The sequence below is a fragment of the Rathayibacter sp. VKM Ac-2927 genome (assembly GCF_022815525.1).
Taxonomy (GTDB): Bacteria; Actinomycetota; Actinomycetes; order Actinomycetales; family Microbacteriaceae; genus Rathayibacter; species Rathayibacter festucae.
Genome location: NZ_JALGRT010000005.1, coordinates 272,998 through 297,210 on the forward strand (window position 1 = coordinate 272,998; position 24,213 = coordinate 297,210).

Genomic DNA, 24,213 nt, shown 5'->3' on the forward strand with positions numbered 1-24,213 from the left:
CCTCCGGCGTCCGCCACATGATCGAGGGGCCACCATGACCGACCCAAACGGAACCACACCTCCCGGAGTCTCACGTCGAGCCGTCAACGTCGCCGCTTGGACGGTCCCCGTCGTCGCGGTGGCCCTCGCCAGTCCTGCCTCGGCGGCATCGAGCGTCGACGTGGGTGCCTTCACCGTGACCGGATCGTGCGGCACCCCTGGGATCCTCGGCCCCGGCTTCCGCGTGGTCGCGGGCAGCGGCGATCTTCCGGTTGGCACGACGATCCTGATCAACGGCACCGGCGTCCGCGACATCGGTGTCTTCAAAGCGACTCCCGCGATCGCGTTCATCTCCGTCTTGAGCGGCACCGCGCGCCAGGCCACGCTGACGAGCGCACTGCCCGCCGGCACGACCCTGGCACTGCGCACCAATCTCTCGACGAGCACCCAGTTCACGCTGAACGCCGTCGCGAGCCTCCCCGACGGCTACGCCGGCACCGGTTCGAAGGCCAGCGGCACCGCCCAGAACACGTTCGTGGGTTGCTCCGAGAGCTGACCGGACGCGCTAGCGGACACACGTCCACACGTCGTCGGCGTAGCTCGGCCACGTTCGGCTTTTCCCTCGGGAACGCACCGCTGGGATGGTCGCCGCCCGATTGCAAGGTTTAGAGCGATTTATCCAGATCGCATAAACCGCTCTAAACCTTGCAATTCCTTCGCTCATGGACACTCACGCCGAACCTCCCCAGCGAGGCGCGGTGACAGATCGTGTCTCGGAACATCGGTTCCAGGGCGTGGTGCTGCCTAACGGTCCGCGGCGGTCGAGACGGTGGTGCGGAGGTAGGCGTACACGGTCTCCCGGCTGATGCTGTACTCCTTCGCCAGCACCGTCTTCGGCACACCGGCACTGGCACGCTCACGCAGCTCGGCGATCTGGGCGGGGGAGAGGGAGCGAGCGCGGCCGCGGTAGGCGCCGCGCTGCTTGGCCAGGGCGATGCCCTCGCGTTGGCGTTCCCGTATAAGTTCGCGTTCGAACTCTGCGAACGCTCCCATCATGTTCAGCAGCAGGTTCGCCATCGCACTGTCCTCACCGGTGAAGGTGAGCTGCTCCTTCACGAACTCGACCCGGACCTTCTTGTCCGTCAGCCGACGCACGAGCCGGCGCAGGTCCTCGAGGTTTCTCGCGAGCCGATCCATCGAGTGCACGAGCACCGTGTCTCCGTCGCGGACGAACCCGATCATCGCTTCGAGCTGTGGACGGTTCGCGTCCTTGCCGGAGGCTTTGTCCTCGAACACCCGATCCAGCGTCACCCCCTCGAGCTGACGGAGCGTGCTCTGATCCAGCGTGCTCACCCGTACGTACCCGACCCTCTGACCCGACATGCCGCCTCCGACCCCTACTTGTCCAGTTGAAGTCGAAGAGACACAAAGGCGAGTGTCAGACAAGGTGAGAAGCGACCCTAGTCGGACGTGGTTTGACGGACCTGTCTGACGTCTAGTTGGGGTGTACCTCACCTTGACAGATTCGTGCGTTGATGCGAAACAGGAGATGAATGGCGAATGAGCTTCCCGCTTCGGCCAGTTGTCCCAACCCAGCGGAGTCTGCGATCTCACATCGCAGGCGAAGGCGCTGCGGTAGCGGTCTCTACGGTGTAAACATCGAGCAGTGTGGGTGCTTCTTGTGGGTCAACTGCCTGAAGTTCTACGGCCTGATCGAGGTAGGCAGTTGGGCCCAGTTCACCCGCGCCGTTGCCCCAAACGAACAGGCGCATGCCGTGAATGCTTAGGTTAACCCTAACTGCGTGCGTCAAAGGTGCCACTATTGTTCTGCCGCTCGCTAGCTCGCTTTCAAAGGTGTGAACTACTTCGCCGTAGCGGTAGCCCACTTCTAGAAGTCCTTCTCGCATAAGGCCATCCAGTGCGTCCGAGAATCGCTCAACCTTCGGCTCACTGTTCGGTCCGACCATACCCAGCGAAGCAAGCATCTCCAACAGCGGCAAAATAACTTCGAGTTGGTGTACATCATTGGCTCTGGAATAGCGCTGGTCAATGACTAATGGACGAGCGCTGGCGTAAATCACGTAGTGCATGGCGAGCTGGTCTGACGATAGGCGTGATACGACAGTGGACCATGCCACACCGGCATCACCCTCTCCAGTTGCACTACGAGAGGACGCGAGGACGCCACTCAGGTACTCCGCCACCACCTCACCGTCGGCGTACTGCGCACTCTCGAAGACCTGGGATGCGACGCGAGGATTCGCGATGCCCGGGTTCTTCCCGGACTCCTCCTTTTTCCTGGCTCGTTTTTCGGTCTTCGCCAGGAGGCGCTGCATGTTTCTCTCGCGAAGCTGTTCGGCCCAGTTCGCTCCGAGAATGTCCGCGCTCGGACCGAGAAGGCGAGTGATGAGCCCGCCCGCAACCTTGGTCCCTTCGTCAGAAGCGCTTCTCGCAACGTGGGCGGCGGCTCCAATTGCGGCGGTACTGATGGGATCGACCATGTCCAGATCCTAGTGCGACCTGTAGAGATGCGTGCTCGCCGCGGCCAATGTAGCGACGAGCGCGGATCCAGCGAACGAACCACATCATCTAACCGGCCAACGGCTCCGTGTTGCGCGACATGTGCTCATCATCCCGGACGCCTGCCCGCGCAACGTGCAGTCGTCAGTAGTGAAGCTGCGTGCTCCACCGGTCTCGACCGCGACCGGTCCACTGGGTGTAGTACAAGCCGCGCTTGTTCAAGAACGGCCGTAATCCAGGCCCGCCGGCTGGTCAGCGCTGGCGCGAACGAAGAAGTTCTCGGGACCGAAAAGCGGAAGTCCAGTCTCGGCCAAAGTGGTGCCGGTCCCGTCAAGGATCGTGAGGCGCCACTGGTCCCCGACGTACTTGACCGTCGCCGTCTTGGCGGAGCTGAAGTCGATCATCCGCGGAGCATAACCACCGCACGTTACGCCTGATGCCGTTTCCCTTGCGAGCGGCTCCTTCCCCTGGGAAGCGGCCCGACGTCGCATCCCCCGACGCGGGGCCAGGCCGCTACTCCCGGCTCGGGGGCCGAGCCGCATCCGAGCTGGGAGCACTGGGGCCGGAGCGAACGGCACTCCGTACACGTTTGACCGTAGGCGCCGCCTGCGCCCGCGGGAGGAGGGTTGACGGCCCTGAGCAGTAGTCGGCGGATGGTGCTCTCGGCCGCGCTGTGTGACGCGGCCGAGAGCAGAGCGACACCGACGACCCCGCGTCGGTCTGCCGCGCGCGGCGTCAAGGTCCCCACTTCTCAACCGCACCGCCACTTTAGACACGAAATGCCGAGACGGTGAGCGTGAGGGGAGCGAGTCGAGCAACTCCTGTCAGCGCCGCTCGGCATCCTGACCGTTGGTCGCGCTTCGCCTGCGCAGCTCGCTGACGACCGACTTTGAGGCTGCCAAAAGGGCGCGCTCGTCCTGCGCGTCGGCATCGACCGGGACGACGACGAACGCGCTGTTGGCGTTCACCGTCATCCGAACTTCCATGACCTGCCCGTCCACGCGCAGCGCGGGAATAGCGACCGACTCCAAGTGTCCGCCGGCGGCGATCGAACCGACGAAGGCGAGGAGGGCCGCGCACACGTCGTCGGTCGTGGTGAACGTCGCGGAAGCATGCCTCATCTGCTGCATTCACCGATTTTCGCAGGCCGCATCCATCCCCGATGAACAGCGTCCGAAGCGCGTCGAGACCGAAAAGCCAAACCGCTCACGCTGCGTCCTGCCGGGCAGTTCCTGACTGCCTTCAACCTCGCCTGCAACCTGATCGACTGACGACAGGCCGCCAGCGGAATGCCAACGGCCTGCCCCCGCCGGCGGGGTCCGGGCTGGCCCTGCTGACACTAGACCTCCCACCTGTCGTCATCGCCTACGCGATGTACCGCTCCGGTGAGCGTCCGGCAGGAGCAGGCTGATCGGAATGCTTTTTGAGGTGAGCATTCTCTGAGGCCATCCATCCGATAAGCGGCGCGATGCCGGAGGCGGGTGGCCGTCAGGAGTGCCCCGGAGGGGCATCCCGAAGGGACGCGCAGCGCTCTTGATGGTCGGCCGGCGCAGGCAAGAGTGAAGCGTCGGATGGACGGCCGAACCGCAGCCTGTGCGCACGTCGCGGGAAGGGAGAAGCCCCCGCGAGCATGACTGCTCGAGCGGGGGCTTCCTACGCGACGAGGGCGGTCGTCGTGCGCGATCAACCTACTCGTTCGGCCACGACGCCAGAGCGTCGTGGGGGACGATCGTCGGCACTCCGTCGACGGTCTGGATCGTCGTGCCGGGCTCTCCGAGTCCGGCGGCGTGCGCGATCGCCGCGAGGACCAGTCGCGTGTGTTCGAGGTCGAGGCCGGCGACGTCCTCTCGGAGGTCGACAGGGACGCCCTGACCAAGCGACGATGCGATCCGCGCGACACGCTGTTCGCCTCCGCTGAGCGCTCCGATTTCGTAGCCGAGGCGGTCGAAGTCGATCGCGCTCGTCTGCCAGGCGTTGTCGGTCTTGACCCACGGAGCGCCTGCGTACACGAGGCCCGATCGGATCAGCAGTTCGACGGCGGCCGCGAGCGGGTTCGACCCCTCCGCCCAGGCGCGGACCTGACCGTGGAGCGCGGCGGAGTCGGCGTCGGTCATGCAGCGTTCTCGATCGACGCGGAGCTGTCACTCTCGGTCGACTCGGCGGTAGCTCCCTCCGCCGCGGTCGTGCGACGAGAGCGGGTGACGCGAGCGCGAGTCTGCTCGGGTCGCGGCACTCCTGCTGCGCGGAGTTCCTTCTCCGACCATCCGGCGGCGAGGGCGTCCGCCCATGCCTTGCTGTGCCGGTTCTGTGCGTCGCTGAGAGCGGCGCGTGCGGTGTCGGTGTCGTTGGCTGCGGAGACGATCGTGCGGACCGCCTCGACGCGCTTCTCGACGCTCTGTTCGAGCAGTCGGCGGGCGGCGTCGGCGGCGTCGTCAGGATTCCTCGTGTGGTCGCTCATGCGGAAAGGTTAGCCGCCGCCACCGTCATCCGGAAGGCGCGGATTTGACGTCTCAGCTTCGGCTTTGCCAGCCGAGGCGCTCGGGTGTCCTTCGACACCGATTTGCGCTTGAGCTGCGCTCTGATTGAGGAGCAGTTTCTGGAGCAAGCTATAGGTTTACCCCTGGTAACCCGCTCGCGCCTCTTCCGCTGCGCGGCCGGTGCGACGCATACTGGTCGTATGGTCCCCGCCTGGGGGCGGGTTCGCTGCGCTGGGCCTGGAAGGACGGTGGGATCGTGTCGGAGACGTCACGTGAGGGCCGGCTGTTCGGTCGGCGTCGTCGAGCGAACGTGCCGGGGGAGCAGCGTCGTACGAAGAAGTACGAGGTGGCGGTGTCTCCGTCGGAGGACGCGCATCTGCGCGCTCGGGCGGAAGTTCTGGACGTGACGGTGCCGCGTCTGTTGTTCGAGTCCGCGATGAACGCGCAGGTGCGTACGGACACGGAGTGGAAGCTGGTGGGTGCTGAGTTGTTCCGCGTGTCGCGGCTGTTGAAGTCGGTCTCGGACAACATGAATCAGCTCGCGCGATTCGCGAACGCCGAGGGCCGGTTTCCGGCTGAGGCTGAGGACGTGTACGCCGAATACCGGCGTTTGGTGCCCAAGCTTGAGGCGACGATTGATCGGCTGGCAGGGCAGTGAGAACGAACATCACGCGCGGCGCGCAGATGTCCGGGCTGATGTCCTACCTCGCCGGTGCAGGCAAGGCGAACGAGCACATGGAGCAGCACCTGGTCGCGGGGGACGCGGCGATCATGGCGATGCACGGGGATGCGGTGTTGGATCGTGCAGCGGCGGTCGAGATCGCGAAGACCCTGGACCGTCCGCGCCGATTCTTCGGCACCGAAGTCACGCGGCTCGCGGTGCAGAAGGACGACAACGGCGTCGCCCTCCGCGACGCGGCCGGCGCGGTCATGAAGGAGCGCGTGCAGGCGGATGTCTGGCACTGCTCGCTGTCCCTGTCCGCGGAGGAGGGTCAGCTGACGGATGAGAAGTGGGGACAGATCGCCACCGACTTTGTGCAGCGGATGGGGTTCGCGGGGGAGGACCTCGCGAAGGCGAATTGCCGGTGGGTGGCGGTGCGTCACGGGCTGTCGAAGAACGGCAACGATCACGTCCACATCGCGGTATCGCTCGTGCGCGAGGACGGCACGAAAGCGGACGTGCACCACGACTTCGCCCGCTCGCAGACGATCAGCCAGGAGCTCGAACGCGACTACGGGTTGCAGCTCTCTACTCAGCCCGAGCGGGAGTACGGCGAGCGTGGCGTGAAGCCCGGAGCGCGCGAGTCCGCGCAGCGCCGCGGCCAGGTCGAACCGGACATGCACCGTCTCGAGCGGGCAGTGCGGGCATCGGCTGTCGCGTCGGTGGATGAGGGCGAGTTCGTGCGGCGGATGCGCCAGGCCGGCGTGCTCATCCGCCCGCGTTTCGCGGCGAGCCGTGATGACGTCGTCGCCGGGTACTCGGTGGCGCTGCGCCCCGAGAAGGGGCAGCCGGTCGTCTGGCATGGCGGCGGCAAGCTTGCGCGCGACCTGACGTTGCCGGAGCTGCGAAAGGGATGGCCAGACCTGCCGGAGACGGCCACCGCTGCGGTTCAGGAGTGGCGGGCGACGTCGAAGAATCCGTGGCGATACGAGCCCGCAAAGCCGGGCCGCGAGATGCGTGAACCGTCGCCGGAGCTATGGTCGCAGTACGCCCGCGAGCTGGGGGCGTTGCGGGAGAAGCTGGGCAGTGTCTCCTTCGAGGATCGCGACACGTGGGCGCGCGTTGCCAGGGAGACTTCGGGTGCGTTTGCGGCCTGGTCGCGTCGGGTCGAGCCGACACCGGGACCGCTCGCGGAAGCGTCGCGATCGCTGGCCCGCTCCGCTCATCTGCGCGCGTACGAGACGAAGGCGCGGCCGGTGTCATGGTCGTCCGCCGCGGGCAACGCGATGGTGCTGATGCACGTCGCGCAGACCGGCAAACCGACCGTCGCGTTGGCGCTCGTGCTGCGCGAGCTCGAGAAGCTCTCTCGCGCCGTCCACGACATGCACCGTGCCGCAGGCGACGCCCACCGAGCGCAGGACGTTCGCGTGATGATGCAGCAGCGGCTGCAGTTGGTGTCGCAGCAGATGCCCGCGCTCCCCGACACGGGCGGGGTGAAGCCGATGCAGCCGACGCTCACCGTGGAGCAGCAGCAGGTGCAGGCGCGGATGGCCGCAGAGCGCGGCTGGGCTGAGGGCACACCGCTGCCGAGACCGCTGGAGAAGCGCGCTGCCGACTGGGCGCGCGACGCGCCAGCGCCGCAGCGTGGTCGTGACGATGACCGCGGCCGCTAAAACCATCACCACCGAACGAGGGGATCGACCATGAGCGAGAACGACGCAGACGGCGGTGTTGAGGAATCGACCAACGCCGCCCTCCGGACCGCGCTGACCGTGGCCATACAGCTCGCGGAGAAGTTCTCCCGGCTGCGCGAGCAGATGCTGCGCGACGCAGAGCGACGAGACGCAGCCACCGCACGCGAGATGTCCGCACGGTTCGACGCGCAGCGCGGCGCAGCGGTTGCGGAGCTCGCCGTGGTCGATCGCCCCCAGTGGTGGGAGAACGCGACCGTCTCGGACATCGCCCGCGTCGCGGAGACGGCCCAGATGTGGCGAGGGTTCAATGACCGTGCTGCGGCCGCCGCCGACACGATTGGCCGTGAGGTCCAGAATCGCTACGGCGTCGACGTCAGCGCTCTCGTGGCTCAGGAGCGGGCGAAGGCAGTTGAGGAGCGCGCTGAGGCGTCACAGCTGGTCACGGAAGCTGACAGGCTCGATGGCCGTGCTCAAGACTCTCCCGTAGCCGGCGAGACGGCGACCGATGTCGTCGTGCAGCTCGAAGCTCAGGCTCTCGCGTACGACGCGGCTGCCGGCCGCGGTGGCGAGGATGGCAAGACTCCGGATGAGCTGCGCGACCTCGCGGGCGATGCGCGCGCTCAGGCGCAGCTTCACCGAGACGCTGCGATCGATCTGCCCGCGTCCGCGCAGTCAGGCGAAGCGACTGCGGCTCGCGCCGACGCCGGCAACACCTACGACAGCGCTGAGCGGCGCGAGGCGTTCGCGGCGAGCCTGACCGACAAGGGCATCAGCGCGGAGGACGTCAAGGCGCGCCTGCGCGCCGACGTCGACCAGGCTCGACCCCCCGCCGAAGTGCTCAACTCACCCAAGCGCACCGCTCGAGTGAAGTCCCCGACAACACCTGCCGTCAGCCAGCAGCGTCAACGCGGTGACCGCAGCCGCTAAGTAGTCGTCAGTAGCGCAGCTCTAGTCCCTTCGGAGAGCCTGGCCAACAAGTCGGTTTGACGCGTCTGACACCCTCAGTCAGCGGGGAAGAAGCCGTATCGGCCGATAGCCAGATCCTTTGAGAACTGCACGTCCACTGTTGCTTCCTGCAAGTCCCCAGGAGGGTCGGTGTTTTCCATCACGATGATTTGCGAATTTTGCGTCTCCGACAGGTCGCGGTAAAAGCGTTCGGCGAATGCGCTGTCCAACCCAACAGTTGTATTATCCGGGGCTCGGTAGGTGATCAGCGGCGAGTCGAGTACCACGAATCCTGGGTGTGGATTGGCTCGGGTGATGCAGTAGTCCTGGAGCCCGATGGTGAAGGCGGCGTGCAAGATCGACCGCACGCCTTTCCCATGGGCGCTGCGGTACTGGTCGCCGGCGCGGATGTCGTGAACGGCACGGTCGTACTCGACGCGTCCCGGCTCCGGATAGCCCCACGCGTCCAGCCGCTTCCTAATGAGGTCGGAGAACTCCAATGCGCTTCGGACACCGATGGAGGTTGCGGCCGCTGCTGTCTCGGCGGCGGTCTCTGTCTCAACAGCGATCCGCACCCTCTCCAGTTCGGCAAGCTGCCTCCGCAGACCGAGCGTCGCTTCTACTGCCGACCGGGAGTCCATCAGCTGACTAAGTTCGTTCCGCGATGGTACCAGCGAGCTCTCCGCCTCGATCAGTTGACGGTTCAGCTCATCGAGCTGCCCAGCGATGAGTTGTTCATTGACTCGGGCGCGCCGCTCCTCTTCATCGAGGTCAGAGAAAGTCTCGTCGAGATCGGCGCGCAACCGGGCCACTCGGTCGATCTCTGCCTGCGCGGCAACCATCAGCGTCGTGGCGTCATCCTTCGGGTTCTCGGGATGCTGATGCTCGGGCGCGGCACCGCAGAGCGGGCAGTGCTCCTCGGAGAAGAAGCTCAAGAGAGTACCGCCCTCGAGGACGAGAGCTAGGCGCTGCAGGTCGGAGTCGTACTGGTCGCGTAAAAGACCAAATCGCGCTCGCAAAGTGGCAATTTGGTCCAAGCGGAGAGCGACAGCGCGGGCACGCACCTGGCTGCGGGTCACAGTGCCGACGAGTTCGCGTCGGCGGCGGGTGACGTCTTGAAGCGAAGATGATGTGTCCTCGATAGAGCCAGTAAGCCGCGCAACTTGGTCGTTGAGGTCGTCATAGGACGGGGCGTCCCCGAGACGGCGTTCGAGATCTCCGACTAGTTGGTCGAGCACCTCAAGCTTCGCGTTCCGTAGCCGGCGCAAGTCACGAGGCTGCGGCGTCTCGGTCAGGTTCGAGTCGTCGTCACCGGTGAGCAGGAGCTTGAGGACGGAGATTTCACGGGTTTTGCTCTGTGGCCGACCGCTGTACGTAGGGGGAACTTCTGCCTGCATCGAGGTTTCATCGATGACGGTGATATGCGCGAGATCCCGAAAGCTCAGGGTGGTCGTGGCGTTGTGGACGTTCGTCCTCAACTTCGCGCCGGCGAGGCCGAGGGAGGACAGTAGCCAAGTCGAGAGGTTGTCCTCAGTCGCCGCGTTGTGAGTACCGCTGAGCACGCGCGGCTGGACGTCCTGGGGCACGTCGGTGTGAAGTCCCTCGTATACGGAGAAGGAACCACCGACCACGGAACGGGTCAGGGTGAACTGAACGCCGTCGAGCAGGATCCCGAGCAGCACCGTGTGATAGCCCTCGCGCTCGGGAATGTCCTTCAAGGTCTTGCTACCCAGCATGAAGTCGATCGCATCGACAATGAATGACTTTCCCGTGTCAGATGGCCCCCGCACAATAGTGAGGCCCGGGCCGAACGCGATTCCTGCAGATGACGTTGAGTTGACGAAGGCGAGGTGCTGCAGCGCGATCATGTGAGGTCTGCTTCCTCGGGCCACAGCTCCACAATCTTCCCGATCTGCGCTTCTAGGTCGAAGTTGTCGTCATCGAGAAGACGCTCCGACAGCCACCTGGCACGGGACCTGACGGCGTGCGCGTAGTTGCTCTCAAGCAGCGCGGCTACGCTGTGCGCCTGCTCGCTCGAAGTGAAAAATATCCCGGTTGGGGCGAGTTCGATGTGCACCAGACCTTTATGCGCTAACAACTCTAGTCCTTGCCGGACAGCGGCTCGTCTGGCTCCAACGTCGGCCGAACGCAACGGAAAGGCCGGGTGTAACGATGCCGGACCGGAGAAGTCGTAGGAGTGAATGGTCATGTGATCCAGGACTAGTACGTCGTCCACAGTCCAGGAGCGGGCGTCGACCTCGTCGAGGATGATCAGCAGACGCAGCCCGATTTCTAGGGGCCCGTTCAGTACTTCTGTCATTGCTCGGTCCAGTCCAGCCGGTCGTCGTTAGCGAGCTGGTGGCAGACGCCCTTTAAATCATCCTGGCTCGCTTTAGCGATTAGGGCGTGACTCTGGAGATTCAGCTGACCCGCCACGGTCAGTACGCGGGTAAGCCGCTCCCATCCGCTTGGATGGCTGGCCTCGGCTTCATCTATCACACCGCTGTAGATCGCATCCTGGAACCGCTCGAACGTGCCCGTGGGGACGCTGTCGCGTGCGTATGCTTTCAGCGCCTCCGCCTCGAAGAACCGGACGCGTTGACGTCTGAAGTGTCGGCCGGTGCGTTCGTCTCTATGCACCTGATCGGCGTCCAGGTGCGGCCAGCGTTCTCGATAGACGGCGGTGAGCTTCCCGACGTAATGGGCCTCGTGCGCCTCGATGGTATCGGGGAGCTCTCCAGCGCCCGCTCGAGGCGGGAGCTCCATGCCAAATCGGAACGCGTGATAGGGAGTCGTCCTGTGTCCGTCGATGACCCTGGATAGGGGTACCGCGTGGAATCGGGTGAAGGAATCCTGCTGAGCAAGCGTCAATGCGGCAGTGCGCTCAGCCTCGGGTACGTCGCTCGCTGCGGTGGCGAAGTCCTCGAGAAACTTTGTCTTCAGCTTTGTAGGGGAGCTGAATAAACGGTCCAGGCTGCTGCCGAAGCCGCGGGGCGCCACAAAGTAGTAGTGCGCCGGAAGCGTGTACTCAGCGGCAGCTGCGTAGCGAAAAATCTTCACTATCTCTTCGCGAACGTCAGTCCATCGCAATGGGCGGTTGTAGTGCTTGCATTGGTAGCAGTCCCACGGCCCGTCGAAACCATTTTGGGTGGCGAAGGCGGCAATATCAGCGCCCTTATCGCCCGAGCCGCCAATTCGCTTTATGGTGTGATAGGTCTCGCCAAACGAGGTCACCCACTCCCGGACGAACTCCTCCCAATCGTCGGCGCTGTAGAAGTACAGTTGCTGGACGGCGGAGAGGGCACTTGCGGAGAAGTGCACGCCGGTATCAGTCGGTGCGGCTGACGGAGTGGCGATGTCATCCAGGTCGACCACGGTGTCCCTTCAGGGTGAGATTGGCGTGCCACCTTAGCTTCGGCCGGCGCGAGCAAATCCTAAATGCTGCGAAGGGGCGGTCCATGGATCAGTGACGGCGGTTGGTGAGAATCCTCGCAAAAAACTGAGAATGTCTCTGACAATCGCCACATTCTCGGCTGGCGACGGACGGGCGATGGCTGCTCGGGCCGGGGGCGAGGCTGTTCGCGACAGCACTGAGCGCCGCTTTCGCTACGCTAGCGGCCTCGGCGGGGCAGGTAGCTTGTCAGCACGCTTCGAGACTTGCGGAAGAATCGACCTTATGTCGTCCGATGCCGTCAGTGTTCCTGCCGACTACGCGGTTGTGCTGATTCGGCTCAAGGAGCAAGTTCGCGCGGCGCAGTACACGGCGCAGCGAACGGTCAACACGCAACTGATCGAGCTGTACTGGAGCCTCGGGCGCGAGATCCTCCGTCAGCAGGACGAGCACGGGTGGGGCAGCGGCGTGGTTGGTCGTCTCGCCGATGACCTGCGTGCTGAGTTCCCGACGATGACGGGGTTGTCGCGCCGGAACCTGCTGTACATGCGGTCCTTCGCGGCCGGATGGGCGGACCTCGTGAATGTGCCACAGCCTGTGGCACATTTGCCGTGGGGCCACATCCGGATCCTCATCGACAAGCTCGATGAGCCGGAGAAGCGGGACTGGTACGCGGCATCCGCCGTCGAGTTCGGATGGTCCCGAGACGTGCTGCTGAGCCAGATCAAGAACCGCACCTTGGAGCGCATCGGGGCGGCTCCGTCCAACTTCCTCGACCGGCTTCCCGCCGGAGACTCCGAGCTGGCGCAGCAGATCTCGAGAGACCCCTACGTCTTCGACTTCCTCGACCTGACTGCGGGTGCCGCGGAGCGGGACTTCGAGCAGGCTCTCACGGATCGGATCACGCAGACTCTCGCAGAGCTCGGTGCCGGCTTCGCCTTCGTCGGTCGACAGGTGCACTTCGAGGTCGACGGCTCGGACTTCTACATCGATCTGCTCTTCTTCCACGTCCGTCAGCTCCGGTACGTCGTGATCGAACTGAAGAAGGGCGCGTTCGAGCCGGCCTTCACCGGGCAGCTCGGGTTCTACATCGCACTCGTCGACGACCAGCTCCGCGACGACGCACTGCACCGGCCGACGGTCGGGATCCTCATCTGCGGCGACAAGAGCGACCGAATCGTCCGTTACGCCCTAGGACGTGTCGACTCACCTATGGCCGTCGCGACCTACACCTACGAATCCCTGCCACCGGAGGAGCAGCGTGCGCTCCCGGATGCTCAGCAGTTGATCGACGCCATCACGGCCGACGATGGCGAGGACGACGCCCGCCGGCTGAAGAGCGGATAGCCAGCGTCCGAGCCAGCATCGTCGCGGCGAGCAGGCTGGCTGACTCCGCTAACCTCCCGCGGTTGCAGCAGAAGACGGCCGATACGGCGTCTAGATCAGCTCGCTCGTAGTCAGAGAGCGGGCGAAGGCAGCAGAGGAGCGCAGCGAGGCATCGCAGCTCATCATGGAAGCTCACAGCCTCGATGGCCGCGTGCGCACGCTTCCATCTCAGGCGAGATAGCGACCGGTGTCGTCGCGCAGCTCGAGGAGCAGGCACTTACGTGCGACGCGGCCGCCAGCAGTGGTGGCGAAAACGGTGAGACCCCGGACGAGCTCCGAGTTCTCGCCAGCGACATGGGCACTCAGAAGGGGCTCTACCGCGACGCTGCGACCGCTGCGCTTGCGTCTGCGCAGTCAGATGAAGCGACTGCGGTTCGTGCCGACGCAGGCAAAACCTACGACGGCTCGAAGCGCCGCGAGGCTTTCGCAGCGAGTTTGGAGGACAAGGACATCAGTGCGGAAGACGTCAAGGCGCGCTTGCGCGCCGACGTCGACCAGGCCCGACCCGCCGACGAAGTGCTCCACTCGCCTAGCCACACCGCCCGGGAGAAGTCCTCGTTGACGTTCACAACCAGTTGGCAACGTCAACGTGGCTGGGGCGTTGCGCCGGCCAGCTCCTATAGTTCGAAGAGTGACTGACACGCATGATGTGATTGAAGGGGCCGCAAGCCCTCAAGACGGACCGTTTGAAACGCTCATCGAGCGTGCTGCGGCCGCGAAAATCGCTACCGAGGTCCGATCCTTCGAGAACCTGGGCCAGGGCCGGTCTAGGTTGTACGCCCTGCTACATCTGCCGAACGGACGTCATACACGGCAAGTAGTCGTGTTTCCCCGAGACGTTGAAACATTTTTATCTATCGAGTTTGAAAGATTCATAATTCTCGGGGACTACGTAGCCTTCGTCGACACAATTTCAGGAGATATCGAGGCGCAGGTGGCGGGCGGTGGGCCGGGAGGACGATTTCACCAGCGTACCATTCAACAATTGCCCGGAGTTGAGATCGTTCCTGATAGCGATGCCGAAGTGGACGAAGAGGCACTTGACGAGGAAGACACTCCCTTGCGCGGCTCGCCCCCAAAGAACTGGCGCCTCGTAGTCAAGCGAGAAGGGATTTCATTAGAGGTGTCACCCGCTTCAGCTGAATTTGTCGCTCTTCTCGAGCAAGGTGTCACTATTAAGCTGCGCGGTATCTCGACCTCCACTCACGAGGAGGCAGTGAAGGCGCTTGAACGCTACAGCGCCGCCATGCTTTTCGAGCTGGACCTCGTATATGGGCTTCCGGTTCGGCTGGGTAAGAGACGAAGCGCAAACCGACGGCGTCGGCGCCACCAACCCGATTTTTCGCCTAAGTTTCCGCGCAACGAGTACGCTGGACAAGCACTTGAACTTTACCAATATGGGCGCACGGCGGCTGGCTTACCGCTCCTAGAGTACCTTGCCTATTATCAATCGCTCGAATATTTCTTTCCGTTCTTCGCTAGAGAACAGACAGTGAACTCAGTTCGAACGCAGCTACTACACCCGAAGTTTAATGCGCATGACGATGGGGCATTAAGCCGCCTAATAAATCTTGCCGCTCCCGCGGCAAGAAATGGCATGGCAGAACGAGAACAACTCCGTGCGACAATCCGCGCTTGCATCGCCGAAGCTGACTTGCATGAATTTATCGATTCTTTACCTGAATATGTGGATCACTTTTGTACCAAAAATCAGAGCATCAAGGGCGTGGGAACCATTCAGCTGAAGAGTAATCCAGTTGATCTGCGGGACCAAGTGGCGGACCGTATCTACGCAATTAGGTGTCGGATCGTGCATTCGAAGCAAGACGGCGGAGGCACTAGTGAAGAGGTTCTTCTTCCATCAAGCTCGGAAGCGGAGTCGCTGCAGGCGGACATCGAACTCTTAAGGTTGGTCGCACAGCAAGCGCTCGTCGCCCGCGCTGCTCGCGTGTAGCGGCGATTATGCTTCTTCGACGGGTCGCCGGCTCGGTGCGGGCTGAACCAGTTGGAACCCAGCTCGCCAATATCCGATAACCGTGATTATGTCAGTTTTAGATCGAGCGCGCGTGATGCCTCATCGGAGGTCAGCGCTCCTAGCGCGTCTGGTTGCAGGATCCGAGTTCAGAGTGCCGTCAGAACGCCTGCTTGTCGTACCCCACTGGAGCTGTGTTCATCGGGTCTGTCCATTGCAGGTGGCGGCGACCGCGCGGGCCAAGCTCTCGAGGCCGGTGCCGAAGTGGCAGTACCCGTGAGTCGTCTCGACCTGCTGGTGCGGCGGCATCACCACGAGACGCCAGTTGAACAGCATCTTCCACACCTCGACCGTGAAGGTCTCCGTCTCCTGCAGCCGAAAGCCGTTCTCCGTCCGCACGATCCGCTCCCCCCGACGTCGACCTCTGAGCGCAGCTGCTGCTCGAGGTCGTCGAGCGCCTCGGCTCGGGTGCGCAGCATCGCCTTCTGGTCCACCACTCCAGTGTCCCGATAGCCGCCCCGTCACCGGGCATTTCATCGGGCGGGTCTAACGGGACACTGCCGCCCGCGCCCGCGCGCGACGCATCCCGCTCGCCGAGGTGACGCGGTGGACGACCCCTCAACGGACGCCAAGCCGACCCGGTGACCTACCTGTCGCTCGTCAAGCACGACGGACGCCTGGTCTCGGTCGGGATGCTGGAGCCGATCCACGAGGGGGGCATCGACTTCTCGACGATCTCGCTCCAGCGCATCTCGATCGCCGGCTCGATGATCGGCAGCATCGCCGAGACCCAGGACGTCCTCGACTTCTGCGCCGAGCACGGCATCAGCGCCGAAGTCGAGGTCATCCCGATCGACCGCATCAACGAGGCGTTCGACGCGATCGTGGCCAAGGACATCGAGTTCCGCTACGTCATCGACATCAGCACGCTCGACCACCCCGAGTGAGGCGCTGACGGCCCCTCTCCTGCGAGGGGCCGTGCCGCGCCGGCGAGCAGCGGATGCAGGGGAGGGCGGAGGCATGTTCTCGGTCGCGGCTAGCAGCAACCGGGCGCCGCGTCGAGGGCCCCGACGCCCGACCCGTGCCGGGGTCACGATGGGAGGGCGCCCACAGGAGTAAGCACAGAGGAACACGCCTAGAGGAGCGCGCCCCACCATCGCAGAGGAGGTTCCGCCATGACGGACCGCACCGCCTACCTGAGCTACGGACCCGAGGTCGAGCAGCAGCAGCCGCACGAGGACGAGGACGTCCAGGCGCTCCGCGAGACGTTCGCGAAGATCCGGATCATGGCGTTCGAGAAGACCCGTCACGCCGTCCGCGACGCGCACGCGAAGAGCCACGGGATCCTCGCGGGCACTCTCCGCGTGCATGACGGCCTGCCGGTCGAGCTCGCGCAGGGGCTCTTCGCGCGGCCCGCGGAGCACCCCGTCATCGTCCGGTTCTCGACGGCTCCCGGCGACATCGTCTCCGACGGCATCGGCTCGGCCTTCGGCATGGCGATCAAGGTGCTGGAGGTGGACGGCGAGAAGGTCCTGCCCGGCGACCCGCAGCCGCGCACGCAGGACTTCCTGCTGGTGAACCATCCGACGATCTCCTCCGGCGACGTGCACACGTACCGGCGCGACCAAGCGGTGCTGCTGCAGACGTCGAAGGCGCCCGAGGGTGTCCAGGTCGCGGCGACGACGGTGCTGCGCGGAGCGGCGGACGTGCTGCGCAGCGTCGGCATCGACCGCACCGGCGGCCCCGCCGGGCAGGCGAAGCCGCACGTGCACCTGCTCGGCGAGACCTACTGGTCGCAGGGCGCGCTGCGCCACGGCGACCACGTCGCCAAGGTGTCTGCGGCTCCGGTCTCGGAGAACCTCACGGCGCTGACCGGCGAGCACGTGTCGATCCGGGAGCCCTCCGCCTACCGCGACCTCACCTCGGCCTTCTTCGCCGAGGGCCGCGGAGTGTGGGAGCTGCGCGTGCAGCTGGCGACCGACCTGGAGACCACGCCCGTCGAGGACGCGTCCGTGCGCTGGCCGGAGGACGTCACGCCGTACCGGACGGTGGCGACGCTCACCCTCGAGCCGCAGGACTCCTTCTCGCCGGCCCGCCGCGTCTACGGCGACGACGAGCTGTCGTTCAACCCCTGGCACTGCCTCGTCGAGCACCGGCCGCTCGGCTCCATCCAGCGCGTGCGGCGCCCGGTCTACGACGACTCGACGTCCTACCGCTCCGAGACGAACGCCCGCCCCCTGAACGAGCCGGACTCGATCGAGCGGCTGCCGAACTGACCGGCCTGGTGCTCCGTCCGGCTGGGCCGTCCTCACTCCCTGTCGAGAGGAGTAAGGACGACCCGGTCGCGACGTCCGCCGACCGATGTCAGCGTGCCGGTCGCCTCGCGTCCCAGTCCGTGAGGTTGTACACGGTGACCAGGGCGGCGCCGGTGGCGAGCCAGTAGATCCGGCTGCGCTTGTCGCGGGCGGCTCCGGCGAGCAGAGGCGCGAGGACGAACAGCGGTGCACTGCTTTTCTCGATGGCTCCGTGCAGGGCGAACGGTACGACCTTCTTCGCCGCGTACGGCTGAGTGGTCAGGGCGTTCAACGTGCCCTGGATCACGCCGAAGGCAGCGAAGACACCCGTCACGGCGGGCGGGAGCTTCAGGGCTCCCGGCAGGCTGAGGTTCCCGGCCGCGAAGCCGTAGTCGATGAGGCTGTGCAGCCTCGGCGTGAGGGGTCTGTTCCGCTTCGAGCGCTTCGATCGACGGGACATGAATCGGTCCTTTCCGAGGTGGTGGGAAGGGGCGTGTCAGTGGGCGGGGTGCAGGACGACCTTGGTCCAGCCGTCGACGCGCTTGTCGAACTGGTCGAAGCCGCGGACCGCGTCGTCCAGCGGCAGTTCGTGCGAGACGATGTCGCCCGGAGTGGCGCGGCCGTGGATGATCAGGTCGCGCAGGTGCCGGTTGTACGCCTTCACCGGGCACTGCCCCGTGCCGATGCTGATGCCCTTCGTGAACGCGGTGCCGAAGTCGAAGGCGATGCGCCCCTCCTTCGCCTCCTCGGTCGCGGCGTCGGGGTCCGACGGGTTGTACACGCCGACCACGCCGATCGCGCCCGTCGCGCGGACGACCTGCACGAGGTTGTCCATGACCAGCGAGGGGTGCTCGTTCCCGGCGGAGTCGTGCGCCTGGTAGCCGACGGCCTCCACCCCGGAGTCGACGCCGAAGCCGTCGGTGCCGTCCATGATCGCCTCGACGACGTCCACGTCCGCCGCGTTCACCGCGGTCGCGCCGTACTTCTCGGCCAGCGCGAGCCGGTCGGCCTGGTGGTCGACGACGAAGACCTGCGATGCCCCGCGCAGGAACGCGCTGTGCGCCGCCATCAGCCCCACCGGGCCGGCGCCGAAGATCGCGACGCTCTTGCCCGGGGTCACCTTCGCCAGCTCCGTGCCGTGGTAGCCGGTCGGGAAGATGTCGGAGAGCATCGTGTAGTCGAGCTCGTGCTCAGTGCCGGCCGGCAGCTCGAGCAGGTTGAAGTCCGCCCACGGCACCCGCAGCAGCTCGGCCTGCCCGCCCCAGTACGGCCCCATCGCCGGATAGCCGTAGCCCGCGCCCGGCTGGCCCGACGGGTTCGCCCGCAGGCAGGCCGACGTGAAGCCGTCGTTGCAGTTGCGGCAGGTCCCGCAGGCGAGGTTGAACGGAACCGACACCCGGTCGCCGACCTTGATCCGGTTCACTCCGGGGCCGACCTCCTCGACGATCCCCATGTTCTCGTGGCCGAAGACCATGCCCGACTCGAACTCGACCCGGCCCTCGTAGGGGTGCAGATCGGACCCGCAGATGTTCGCCGAGGTGATGCGGATGATCGCATCCAGCGGCTCCTGGATGGTGGGATCCGGCACGGTCTCCACCGCGACGTCGAACGGTCCCTTGTACACGACAGCCTTCACGGCGTCCTCCTTCGTGGCTCACCGCCCCAAGTCGAAGCGGCTCCTGGAACCCATCCAAGATCCGCTCTCCCAAGGGGGCAAGGGACCTGACCCCTGACGGAGGGGGATGGCGGATTCGCGAACCATCGGATACCGGCGTCGTAGACGGCTCCTCAGACGGGCGGGGTCCGGTCGAGCTCGGCCTCGGCCAGGATGACCAGGCCGCGGTCGCTTTGCGAGGTCTCGAGCATCGCGAGGACCCAGGCCTTGTTGATGGTGGGTGGGCGGCTGCCAGTGAACTGGAACTGCAGCGGGATCGAGGGGGCGATCCACAGCGACGTGCGACCGGAGCCGTGATCGACGGAGATCGGCCAGGACAGCAGGAAGCTCTCCTGGCGGCGCAGCTTCGTGGTGAGCGCGAGCTTCACGTGCGCGAGGGTGCGGTCGTCCATGTCGTACACGGTGCCCGGGCCGTAGATCAGTTGTCCCACGGGTGAAGCCTCCCACAGCCGTTAGACGACAACCGTCGGCGGGTCAACCGTGTCCATGGAGTCCCCTTCACTTCGTACCGTCGAGGATGCCGGATCGCACGTCGGCGACGAAGGGGGACCACATGCTGCAGATCACGGTGCAGGAGCGGACCTATCTGCTCACGGCAGGATCGACGATGACCGAGACGAAGCAGGCTGTCCTGGACGCGATGCGAACGGCGCCCTCGTTCCTCTCGTTGCGCACCGTCCTGGGTGGTCAGATCGAGGTGCTGGTCACGGCGACAAGCACGGTCGTGCTCGAGCAGCACGACGAGGCCCCACTGCCCACCATCCCGCGCGCGCCCGTCGGCGAGACCGACTACGACGACCCGTACGGCATGGACTACGTCTGAGCTCGAATCGACGACAGGAGTCCTGGTCGTATCCGCGCAAAGTGGATAGAAATCTTCGTGGCGCTCTGCGTCGTCGATACCGTCACCCTTAGGTCGCAGATTCGGGTCGGTTCCAGTCCTAGGACCGCCGAGCGACTGCAGCGCCCCATCCAGGGCGCTGATGGTCGTGCCTTCTAAAGGGGTTCTTTATGCCTGTCGTTTCGGTCCTTCCTCGTCGTGCGACATTCGTGGTCCCCCGTTCGGATTGGGTCACGGTCGGGTCCGCGCTCTGGGTCGCCGTGTCCTCCGGACTGCACCAGGGCCGTATCGAGATCCACGGCGCCGCCTTCACAGCCCTCGATGACGCCGGTGCGCTCATCGGCGCCTTCGGCTCTCTCCGTGAGGCGATGACCGCCGTCGAGGGCCACGTCACCAGCGCCGACGTCGCTGCCTGACCGAACGCATCACGCGCTCCCTCCACCAGTCCCCACTCCTCCCTCTCGAGACAGGATCACGATCATGGGCACTCTCCTCTACGGCACTCCCCCGACCGAGCACGACATCGAGGACCGTCTCCTCGCGCACCTGCAGGTCGTCATCATCAACAAGTTCCGCCGCGGGGAATCCTTCGCCTTCACCCTCACCGTGCCGGCCTCGCACGGCAGCGGCCGCCAGACGCTCTGGCTCAGCCCGAGCATCCCGGTGCAGTTCTCCTTCTACGGCAGCCGCGTCCCTGCACTGAACCCGACCTGGGTGCAGGAGCTGATGAACGAGGCCAACAGCGGTCGCGGGCTGAGCGTGATGCCCGAGCCGCAGCACCGCCAGGCCCCCCGGACGACCGTCGCCGCCTGATCCAGGCCGCAGGCGCCCGCGCAAGGGGAGTGCGCGCGGACGCCGATGAGCGTTAGCTGGCTCCATCGCCTCATACGAGGATCAAGGAACATCTCGCACCCGCGTCGGACAGGATGACGCGGCGCACCGGAACGAGAAGGGAGACGAAGATGCTGGACTTCTTCGAGTTCGACTCGTCCGAGGACCGCGGATACCCGGACGACATCGTGCCTCTCTTCGCCTGCTCCACGTCCCACGTCGACGGCGGCGGAAGCGTCGCCATCACACGCGACGCGGTGTATCTCCGGGAGGGCGGCGATCTGACCCGCATCGATGCCGTCGACATCCGCTCCTGGCAGTCGGCGTCGCGCGGGCCGCTGTTCGCGCTGACCGTCGAGTGCGACGAAGCACACGTCACGCACCTCGTCGCTCACCTGCGCTCCGCGACGGTGCAGGCCATGTCGAAGGCCGTCGGGCCCGAAGGCGTCCAGCTCCGCGCCGCGTAGTTCATCCGCTTAACGAAACGACGGGGCCCTCGGTGCGCGCACACCGTCACTCCGTGGGAATCTATGGACGATGAACACGGATCACGGTCGGGTCGCACGGTCGGAAGTGACCGGCCACGACTTCGACGAAGCGCGCACCCTCCTCGAGGGCGAGTACCACGGGTACGGATTCAGCGTCGAACCCACCGAGGCCAACTTTACGTTCCGCTACTCACAGATCGGCGACGACGAACTCACCCTCCGCGGCAACCTCTTCACCGGATCGATCCGCGGCGCGATCCACACCCAGGGCGAGTACATCGTCTCGTGGATCACCGCCGGCACCGGCGCGCTCGACCTCACCGGCGACGCCGTCCGCCTCGAGCTCGGGCAACCGGCTGTCTTCGCCAACGGCCGTCCGGCCGAGTTCGACTTCGCCGATCACCGCCAGAACCTGATGCACTTCGACAGCGCCTTCCTCGAGCGCGTCGCCGCCGAGCATGAGGGCGCCACCGGCGCGCTGCTCTTCGACACCCGCGCCCAACCGACCGGCGACGCATTGCAGAAGTGGGCGAGGACCGTCGCCGGCGTCGCGCGCGTCATCTACAACGACGACAGCCCCGCCCTGCTGCGCAGCGAGGCCAAGCGCACCGCCGCCGTCTCCCTCCTCGACACCTTCCCCCACATCCCCCTCGCCGTCTCGACCCCGATCGCCAGGCCCTCCGGCGCCACCCTTCGCGCCGCGATCGAGCACCTGCACGCCCACGCCCACCTCCCCATCGCCATCGAAGAGGTCGCGACCGCCGCCGGCGTCAGCGTCCGTGGTCTTCAAGCTCTCTTCCGACGCGAACTCGACGTCACCCCGCTCGACTACCTTCGCCGCATCCGCTTCGACCGCGTCCACGCCGAGCTCCGCACCCTCGAACCCGGCACCAGCACCGTCGGCGAGATCGCCGGCCGCTGGGGCTTCACCCACCTCGGCCGCTTCTCTGCCAACTACGCACGCCGCTTCGGCGAATACCCCAGGAACACCCTCAACACCGACTGATGCCAGCGCCGCGCGCGCGCCGACTCCTCACTGACGAAATCGGTGACCGGTAGACCATCCCCTAACGGGACGTGCGCAGGTGGTCTTGTGCTCATGGATCCAGATCATTTAGGCGACGAGGGACGAGAGGAAGACGACCTGCGTCAGCTGGTCTCTGTGGGTTTGTCCCGATCGGGCGGCGTGTCGGCCGTGAGGGGTCGGCCCGCGCGCTCCTCGAGGAGTGCGGCGGCGAGGAGCTCGCCGTCCACGTCGCCGAAGGAGGCGAGGGCCTCCCTGTGCAGGCGGGTGACGAGCGCGATTGTCTCGTGCGGCGTCCCGGCTTCCTCGGCGAGGCGCAGCACCGTCTCCAGCTCCTCGACCACGCGGCCGAGCGGGAAGTCGGGCATGCGGTCGCCGGTGAGGAGCGCCGGTGCGTGCCGCTCGAGGAAGGCGCTCGCGCCGGGACTCTCCAGCAGCGCGGCGCGTAGGGCGGGCGGCTCCCAGCCCAGCGCTCGGCCCAGCAGGAGCACCTCGGTGACGGCGATCACCTGGCCGAACCAGAGGGTGTTGGCGACCAGTTTCGCGACGTGCGCGAGCGCGGGATCCGACTGCGCGACGGGCGTCGCAGCGTCGTGCCCCAGCACCGCGAGCACGTCCGCCACCTCGTGCACCGCGGCGGCGTCGCCGGCGAGGTAGAAGCCGAGCGTCCCCGCGGCGGCGTCCGCCGGCCCGCCCCGCAGTGGAGCCGCGACCGCGCCGATCCCCCGCCGCGCCGCTTCCGCCACCAGGGTCGCGACGCTCCGCGGGTCGTTGCTGGTGAAGTCGAGCCAGACGCCGCCCGGAGCCAGCCGGCCGAGCGCGCCGCCCGCGCCGAGCAGGGCCTCCCGGCACTCGATCGGCCCCGGCAGCACGGTGATCAGCGTGTCCGAGCGGGCGGCCAAGGCGGCACCGTCCGGCGCCGTCGGCAGCCGGTCGGCCCGCGCCCGCTGCAGCGCCTCCTCGTCGGCGTCGGACACCGTCACGTCGAAGCCGTGCCCCTGTAGCCGCTGCGCGACGGGCGCTCCCATCCGGCCGTACCCGAGGATGCCGATGCGTCTGATCATGGTCTCAGCATGCTCCCGCGGTACGACGGAGAGGAGAACGAAGGCCCTGCCGAGGATTTCGGGGGCCGTTTGGATTGCGGCGTACAAGCGGAGCATGGTGCCGACGATTCGCGTCTTCCGGCGCATACGGCGTAGGGCGCTCGCTTTTGCCTCGCCGGAGTTTTAAGAGGATGACGCTCGGAACTTCGGCGTGTGTCACACTCCCTAGATGGGCGCAGTTTCCTGTGTCGGAAAGGCCATCATGGGCCGCTTGCACTACGACTCCTCCCTCGAAGCAGACTTCGATGACCGAGTCCTCGCCCACCTCCAGATCGTCATCGGCTCGAAGCTGGCCCGCAACGAGTCCTTCTACTTCTCCTGGAAGGACTCCCAGAGCATCGGAGACGGACGCACCAGCATTTGGATGCACCCGGCGATCCCGCTGCGGTTCAAGTACCACGGCGGCCGCCCTCCGGCGATCAACCCGAGCTGGATCCGTCAGCTCCTCGCCGACTCCCACACCGCCGCGGGCCTGCGCATCAGCGACGAACCCGATCACACTCCCCACCGCGACGACACGGCCTGAAAGCACAGTGACCCCATGAGAAAGCTCTATTACTCCAGCGGATCCATGCTCGTCGCCGACGTCACCTGCAAGGCGGTCCTCCGCTACGCGCGAGCTCTCGCGGACGTCGGTAAATCGGATGTCGTCTCTGTTCCCGTCGTCACCGACGGCGGCAGCAATGCCTACGCTCACCTGCTCATCGGGCCCGCCAGCCAGCTGTTCTCCACCCCCGTCGAGAACAGCCACGGCGACGAACCCGTCGATGAGGACGCCATCGCCCACATCGAACGAGAAACGCAGCGCATGCAGCCGGCCCGCCCCTCCTGGGATGACGAGATGACCGACATCACCGACGTCGACTTCCTGACCTACCCAGAACCCAGCTGACCTGCACCCGCGATCGTCGCCGCAGAAGAACGACTACACC

The 24,213-nt window shown here is 65.8% G+C and carries 30 protein-coding genes; 16 read left to right on the plus strand and 14 right to left on the minus strand.

Annotated features, from left to right (window positions below; translation table 11 throughout):
- The first annotated feature begins 34 nt into the window (after positions 1-34).
- A complete protein-coding gene (locus tag MT353_RS16330; RefSeq protein ID WP_243625310.1) occupies positions 35-535 on the plus strand; it encodes a hypothetical protein in 501 nt (166 codons plus the stop codon).
- A 248-nt stretch (positions 536-783) separates the two neighbouring features.
- Here MT353_RS16330 and MT353_RS16335 read toward each other — a convergent pair whose 3' ends face one another.
- From MT353_RS16335 to MT353_RS16360, 6 genes are all read right to left on the minus strand, one after another.
- Entirely contained in the window at positions 784-1,362 is a 579-nt protein-coding gene (locus MT353_RS16335) for a recombinase family protein (RefSeq protein WP_243625349.1), read from the minus strand.
- Positions 1,363-1,589: 227 nt separating this feature from the next.
- Positions 1,590-2,480: a hypothetical protein gene (locus MT353_RS16340; protein ID WP_243625311.1), complete on the minus strand. Its 891-nt coding sequence runs from the start codon at positions 2,478-2,480 to the stop codon at positions 1,590-1,592.
- Positions 2,481-2,717: 237 nt separating this feature from the next.
- Positions 2,718-2,903, minus strand: a complete 186-nt coding sequence (locus MT353_RS16345; protein ID WP_243625312.1) for a hypothetical protein — start codon at positions 2,901-2,903, stop codon at positions 2,718-2,720.
- Between the two features lie 420 nt (positions 2,904-3,323).
- Positions 3,324-3,629: a hypothetical protein gene (locus MT353_RS16350; protein WP_243625313.1), complete on the minus strand. Its 306-nt coding sequence runs from the start codon at positions 3,627-3,629 to the stop codon at positions 3,324-3,326.
- A gap of 558 nt (positions 3,630-4,187) precedes the next feature.
- Positions 4,188-4,613, minus strand: coding sequence for a hypothetical protein (locus tag MT353_RS16355; RefSeq protein ID WP_243625314.1), 426 nt, complete (start codon positions 4,611-4,613; stop codon positions 4,188-4,190).
- Positions 4,610-4,957 carry a hypothetical protein gene (locus MT353_RS16360; RefSeq protein ID WP_243625315.1) on the minus strand — a complete coding sequence of 116 codons (348 nt, stop codon included), beginning with the start codon at positions 4,955-4,957 and terminating at the stop codon, positions 4,610-4,612. Before MT353_RS16360 ends, MT353_RS16355 begins: the two co-directional genes overlap by 4 nt.
- 275 nt (positions 4,958-5,232) lie before the next feature.
- Here MT353_RS16360 and MT353_RS16365 point away from each other — a divergent pair, with 275 nt between their 5' ends.
- Genes MT353_RS16365 through MT353_RS16375 form a run of 3 tightly spaced genes read left to right on the plus strand, consistent with a single transcriptional unit; the run spans position 5,233 to position 8,258 of the window.
- Positions 5,233-5,634 carry a plasmid mobilization relaxosome protein MobC gene (locus MT353_RS16365; RefSeq protein ID WP_243625316.1) on the plus strand — a complete coding sequence of 134 codons (402 nt, stop codon included), beginning with the start codon at positions 5,233-5,235 and terminating at the stop codon, positions 5,632-5,634.
- Positions 5,631-7,310, plus strand: a complete 1,680-nt coding sequence (locus MT353_RS16370; RefSeq protein WP_243625317.1) for a relaxase/mobilization nuclease domain-containing protein — start codon at positions 5,631-5,633, stop codon at positions 7,308-7,310. The genes MT353_RS16365 and MT353_RS16370 overlap by 4 nt, the downstream gene beginning before the upstream one ends.
- A gap of 30 nt (positions 7,311-7,340) precedes the next feature.
- A complete protein-coding gene (locus tag MT353_RS16375; protein WP_243625318.1) occupies positions 7,341-8,258 on the plus strand; it encodes a hypothetical protein in 918 nt (305 codons plus the stop codon).
- Positions 8,259-8,332: 74 nt separating this feature from the next.
- Here MT353_RS16375 and MT353_RS16380 read toward each other — a convergent pair whose 3' ends face one another.
- From MT353_RS16380 to MT353_RS16390, 3 genes are read right to left on the minus strand one after another with little or no spacing between them, the layout of a single operon-like run.
- The gene (locus MT353_RS16380; protein WP_243625319.1) at positions 8,333-10,144 is read right to left on the minus strand and encodes a hypothetical protein; all 1,812 of its coding nucleotides are present in this window, start codon (positions 10,142-10,144) and stop codon (positions 8,333-8,335) included.
- On the minus strand, positions 10,141-10,596 hold the full coding sequence (locus MT353_RS16385; RefSeq protein ID WP_243625320.1) for an ABC-three component system middle component 2: 456 nt from the start codon (positions 10,594-10,596) through the stop codon (positions 10,141-10,143). Before MT353_RS16385 ends, MT353_RS16380 begins: the two co-directional genes overlap by 4 nt.
- Positions 10,593-11,651, minus strand: coding sequence for an ABC-three component system protein (locus MT353_RS16390; RefSeq protein ID WP_243625321.1), 1,059 nt, complete (start codon positions 11,649-11,651; stop codon positions 10,593-10,595). Before MT353_RS16390 ends, MT353_RS16385 begins: the two co-directional genes overlap by 4 nt.
- A gap of 301 nt (positions 11,652-11,952) precedes the next feature.
- Between MT353_RS16390 and MT353_RS16395 the strand changes: the two genes are divergently transcribed.
- From MT353_RS16395 to MT353_RS16405, 3 genes are all read left to right on the plus strand, one after another.
- A complete protein-coding gene (locus MT353_RS16395) occupies positions 11,953-13,014 on the plus strand; it encodes a YhcG family protein (RefSeq protein ID WP_243625322.1) in 1,062 nt (353 codons plus the stop codon).
- Positions 13,015-13,347: 333 nt separating this feature from the next.
- Positions 13,348-13,692 (plus strand): hypothetical protein, encoded by a 345-nt coding sequence (locus MT353_RS16400; RefSeq protein WP_243625323.1) that lies wholly within the window; start codon positions 13,348-13,350, stop codon positions 13,690-13,692.
- Entirely contained in the window at positions 13,685-15,007 is a 1,323-nt protein-coding gene (locus MT353_RS16405) for a hypothetical protein (protein ID WP_243625324.1), read from the plus strand. Before MT353_RS16400 ends, MT353_RS16405 begins: the two co-directional genes overlap by 8 nt.
- 216 nt (positions 15,008-15,223) lie before the next feature.
- Here MT353_RS16405 and MT353_RS16410 read toward each other — a convergent pair whose 3' ends face one another.
- Positions 15,224-15,424 carry a hypothetical protein gene (locus MT353_RS16410; RefSeq protein ID WP_243625325.1) on the minus strand — a complete coding sequence of 67 codons (201 nt, stop codon included), beginning with the start codon at positions 15,422-15,424 and terminating at the stop codon, positions 15,224-15,226.
- Positions 15,425-15,666: 242 nt separating this feature from the next.
- Between MT353_RS16410 and MT353_RS16415 the strand changes: the two genes are divergently transcribed.
- Both MT353_RS16415 and MT353_RS16420 read left to right on the plus strand, forming a co-directional pair.
- Complete coding sequence (locus MT353_RS16415) at positions 15,667-15,972, plus strand: hypothetical protein (protein WP_243625326.1); 306 nt, start codon at positions 15,667-15,669, stop codon at positions 15,970-15,972.
- Positions 15,973-16,200: 228 nt separating this feature from the next.
- Positions 16,201-17,301, plus strand: coding sequence for a catalase family protein (locus MT353_RS16420; protein WP_243625327.1), 1,101 nt, complete (start codon positions 16,201-16,203; stop codon positions 17,299-17,301).
- Positions 17,302-17,389: 88 nt separating this feature from the next.
- Here MT353_RS16420 and MT353_RS16425 read toward each other — a convergent pair whose 3' ends face one another.
- From MT353_RS16425 to MT353_RS16435, 3 genes are all read right to left on the minus strand, one after another.
- A complete protein-coding gene (locus MT353_RS16425) occupies positions 17,390-17,779 on the minus strand; it encodes a hypothetical protein (RefSeq protein ID WP_243625328.1) in 390 nt (129 codons plus the stop codon).
- A gap of 36 nt (positions 17,780-17,815) precedes the next feature.
- Positions 17,816-18,955, minus strand: a complete 1,140-nt coding sequence (locus MT353_RS22030; protein WP_243625329.1) for a glutathione-independent formaldehyde dehydrogenase — start codon at positions 18,953-18,955, stop codon at positions 17,816-17,818.
- Between the two features lie 152 nt (positions 18,956-19,107).
- Entirely contained in the window at positions 19,108-19,425 is a 318-nt protein-coding gene (locus MT353_RS16435; protein WP_243625330.1) for a hypothetical protein, read from the minus strand.
- A 122-nt stretch (positions 19,426-19,547) separates the two neighbouring features.
- Here MT353_RS16435 and MT353_RS16440 point away from each other — a divergent pair, with 122 nt between their 5' ends.
- The 5 genes from MT353_RS16440 to MT353_RS16460 all read left to right on the plus strand — a co-directional run bounded on the left by MT353_RS16440 (position 19,548) and on the right by MT353_RS16460 (position 22,160).
- Positions 19,548-19,817 carry a hypothetical protein gene (locus MT353_RS16440; protein WP_243625331.1) on the plus strand — a complete coding sequence of 90 codons (270 nt, stop codon included), beginning with the start codon at positions 19,548-19,550 and terminating at the stop codon, positions 19,815-19,817.
- A gap of 278 nt (positions 19,818-20,095) precedes the next feature.
- Positions 20,096-20,251, plus strand: coding sequence for a hypothetical protein (locus MT353_RS16445; RefSeq protein ID WP_243625332.1), 156 nt, complete (start codon positions 20,096-20,098; stop codon positions 20,249-20,251).
- 64 nt (positions 20,252-20,315) lie between these two features.
- Positions 20,316-20,648, plus strand: a complete 333-nt coding sequence (locus MT353_RS16450; RefSeq protein ID WP_243625333.1) for an ATP-dependent DNA ligase — start codon at positions 20,316-20,318, stop codon at positions 20,646-20,648.
- 149 nt (positions 20,649-20,797) lie between these two features.
- A complete protein-coding gene (locus MT353_RS16455) occupies positions 20,798-21,133 on the plus strand; it encodes a hypothetical protein (protein WP_243625334.1) in 336 nt (111 codons plus the stop codon).
- 106 nt (positions 21,134-21,239) lie between these two features.
- A complete protein-coding gene (locus MT353_RS16460; protein ID WP_243625335.1) occupies positions 21,240-22,160 on the plus strand; it encodes a helix-turn-helix domain-containing protein in 921 nt (306 codons plus the stop codon).
- A gap of 143 nt (positions 22,161-22,303) precedes the next feature.
- Here MT353_RS16460 and MT353_RS16465 read toward each other — a convergent pair whose 3' ends face one another.
- Complete coding sequence (locus tag MT353_RS16465) at positions 22,304-23,242, minus strand: NAD(P)-dependent oxidoreductase (protein WP_243625336.1); 939 nt, start codon at positions 23,240-23,242, stop codon at positions 22,304-22,306.
- A 241-nt stretch (positions 23,243-23,483) separates the two neighbouring features.
- Between MT353_RS16465 and MT353_RS16470 the strand changes: the two genes are divergently transcribed.
- Positions 23,484-23,807, plus strand: a complete 324-nt coding sequence (locus MT353_RS16470; protein ID WP_243625337.1) for an ATP-dependent DNA ligase — start codon at positions 23,484-23,486, stop codon at positions 23,805-23,807.
- Between the two features lie 15 nt (positions 23,808-23,822).
- Positions 23,823-24,173, plus strand: coding sequence for a hypothetical protein (locus tag MT353_RS16475; RefSeq protein WP_243625338.1), 351 nt, complete (start codon positions 23,823-23,825; stop codon positions 24,171-24,173).
- Positions 24,174-24,213 lie beyond the last annotated feature (40 nt).

Bases quoted from the DNA above. Each gene is read 5' to 3' on its own strand.
- MT353_RS16355 (WP_243625314.1), bottom strand. From the start codon at position 4,613: ATGACCGACGCCGACTCCGCCGCGCTCCACGGTCAGGTCCGCGCCTGG.
- MT353_RS16470 (WP_243625337.1), top strand. From the start codon at position 23,484: ATGGGCCGCTTGCACTACGACTCCTCCCTCGAAGCAGACTTCGATGAC.
- MT353_RS16330 (WP_243625310.1), top strand. From the start codon at position 35: ATGACCGACCCAAACGGAACCACACCTCCCGGAGTCTCACGTCGAGCC.
- MT353_RS16465 (WP_243625336.1), bottom strand. From the start codon at position 23,242: ATGATCAGACGCATCGGCATCCTCGGGTACGGCCGGATGGGAGCGCCC.
- MT353_RS16455 (WP_243625334.1), top strand. From the start codon at position 20,798: ATGCTGGACTTCTTCGAGTTCGACTCGTCCGAGGACCGCGGATACCCG.
- MT353_RS16475 (WP_243625338.1), top strand. From the start codon at position 23,823: ATGAGAAAGCTCTATTACTCCAGCGGATCCATGCTCGTCGCCGACGTC.
- MT353_RS16340 (WP_243625311.1), bottom strand. From the start codon at position 2,480: ATGGTCGATCCCATCAGTACCGCCGCAATTGGAGCCGCCGCCCACGTT.
- MT353_RS16425 (WP_243625328.1), bottom strand. From the start codon at position 17,779: ATGTCCCGTCGATCGAAGCGCTCGAAGCGGAACAGACCCCTCACGCCG.
- MT353_RS16395 (WP_243625322.1), top strand. From the start codon at position 11,953: ATGTCGTCCGATGCCGTCAGTGTTCCTGCCGACTACGCGGTTGTGCTG.
- MT353_RS16335 (WP_243625349.1), bottom strand. From the start codon at position 1,362: ATGTCGGGTCAGAGGGTCGGGTACGTACGGGTGAGCACGCTGGATCAG.
- MT353_RS16450 (WP_243625333.1), top strand. From the start codon at position 20,316: ATGGGCACTCTCCTCTACGGCACTCCCCCGACCGAGCACGACATCGAG.
- MT353_RS16420 (WP_243625327.1), top strand. From the start codon at position 16,201: ATGACGGACCGCACCGCCTACCTGAGCTACGGACCCGAGGTCGAGCAG.
- MT353_RS16380 (WP_243625319.1), bottom strand. From the start codon at position 10,144: ATGATCGCGCTGCAGCACCTCGCCTTCGTCAACTCAACGTCATCTGCA.
- MT353_RS16385 (WP_243625320.1), bottom strand. From the start codon at position 10,596: ATGACAGAAGTACTGAACGGGCCCCTAGAAATCGGGCTGCGTCTGCTG.
- MT353_RS16345 (WP_243625312.1), bottom strand. From the start codon at position 2,903: ATGATCGACTTCAGCTCCGCCAAGACGGCGACGGTCAAGTACGTCGGG.
- MT353_RS16375 (WP_243625318.1), top strand. From the start codon at position 7,341: ATGAGCGAGAACGACGCAGACGGCGGTGTTGAGGAATCGACCAACGCC.
- MT353_RS16440 (WP_243625331.1), top strand. From the start codon at position 19,548: ATGCTGCAGATCACGGTGCAGGAGCGGACCTATCTGCTCACGGCAGGA.
- MT353_RS16350 (WP_243625313.1), bottom strand. From the start codon at position 3,629: ATGCAGCAGATGAGGCATGCTTCCGCGACGTTCACCACGACCGACGAC.
- MT353_RS16400 (WP_243625323.1), top strand. From the start codon at position 13,348: ATGGGCACTCAGAAGGGGCTCTACCGCGACGCTGCGACCGCTGCGCTT.
- MT353_RS16360 (WP_243625315.1), bottom strand. From the start codon at position 4,957: ATGAGCGACCACACGAGGAATCCTGACGACGCCGCCGACGCCGCCCGC.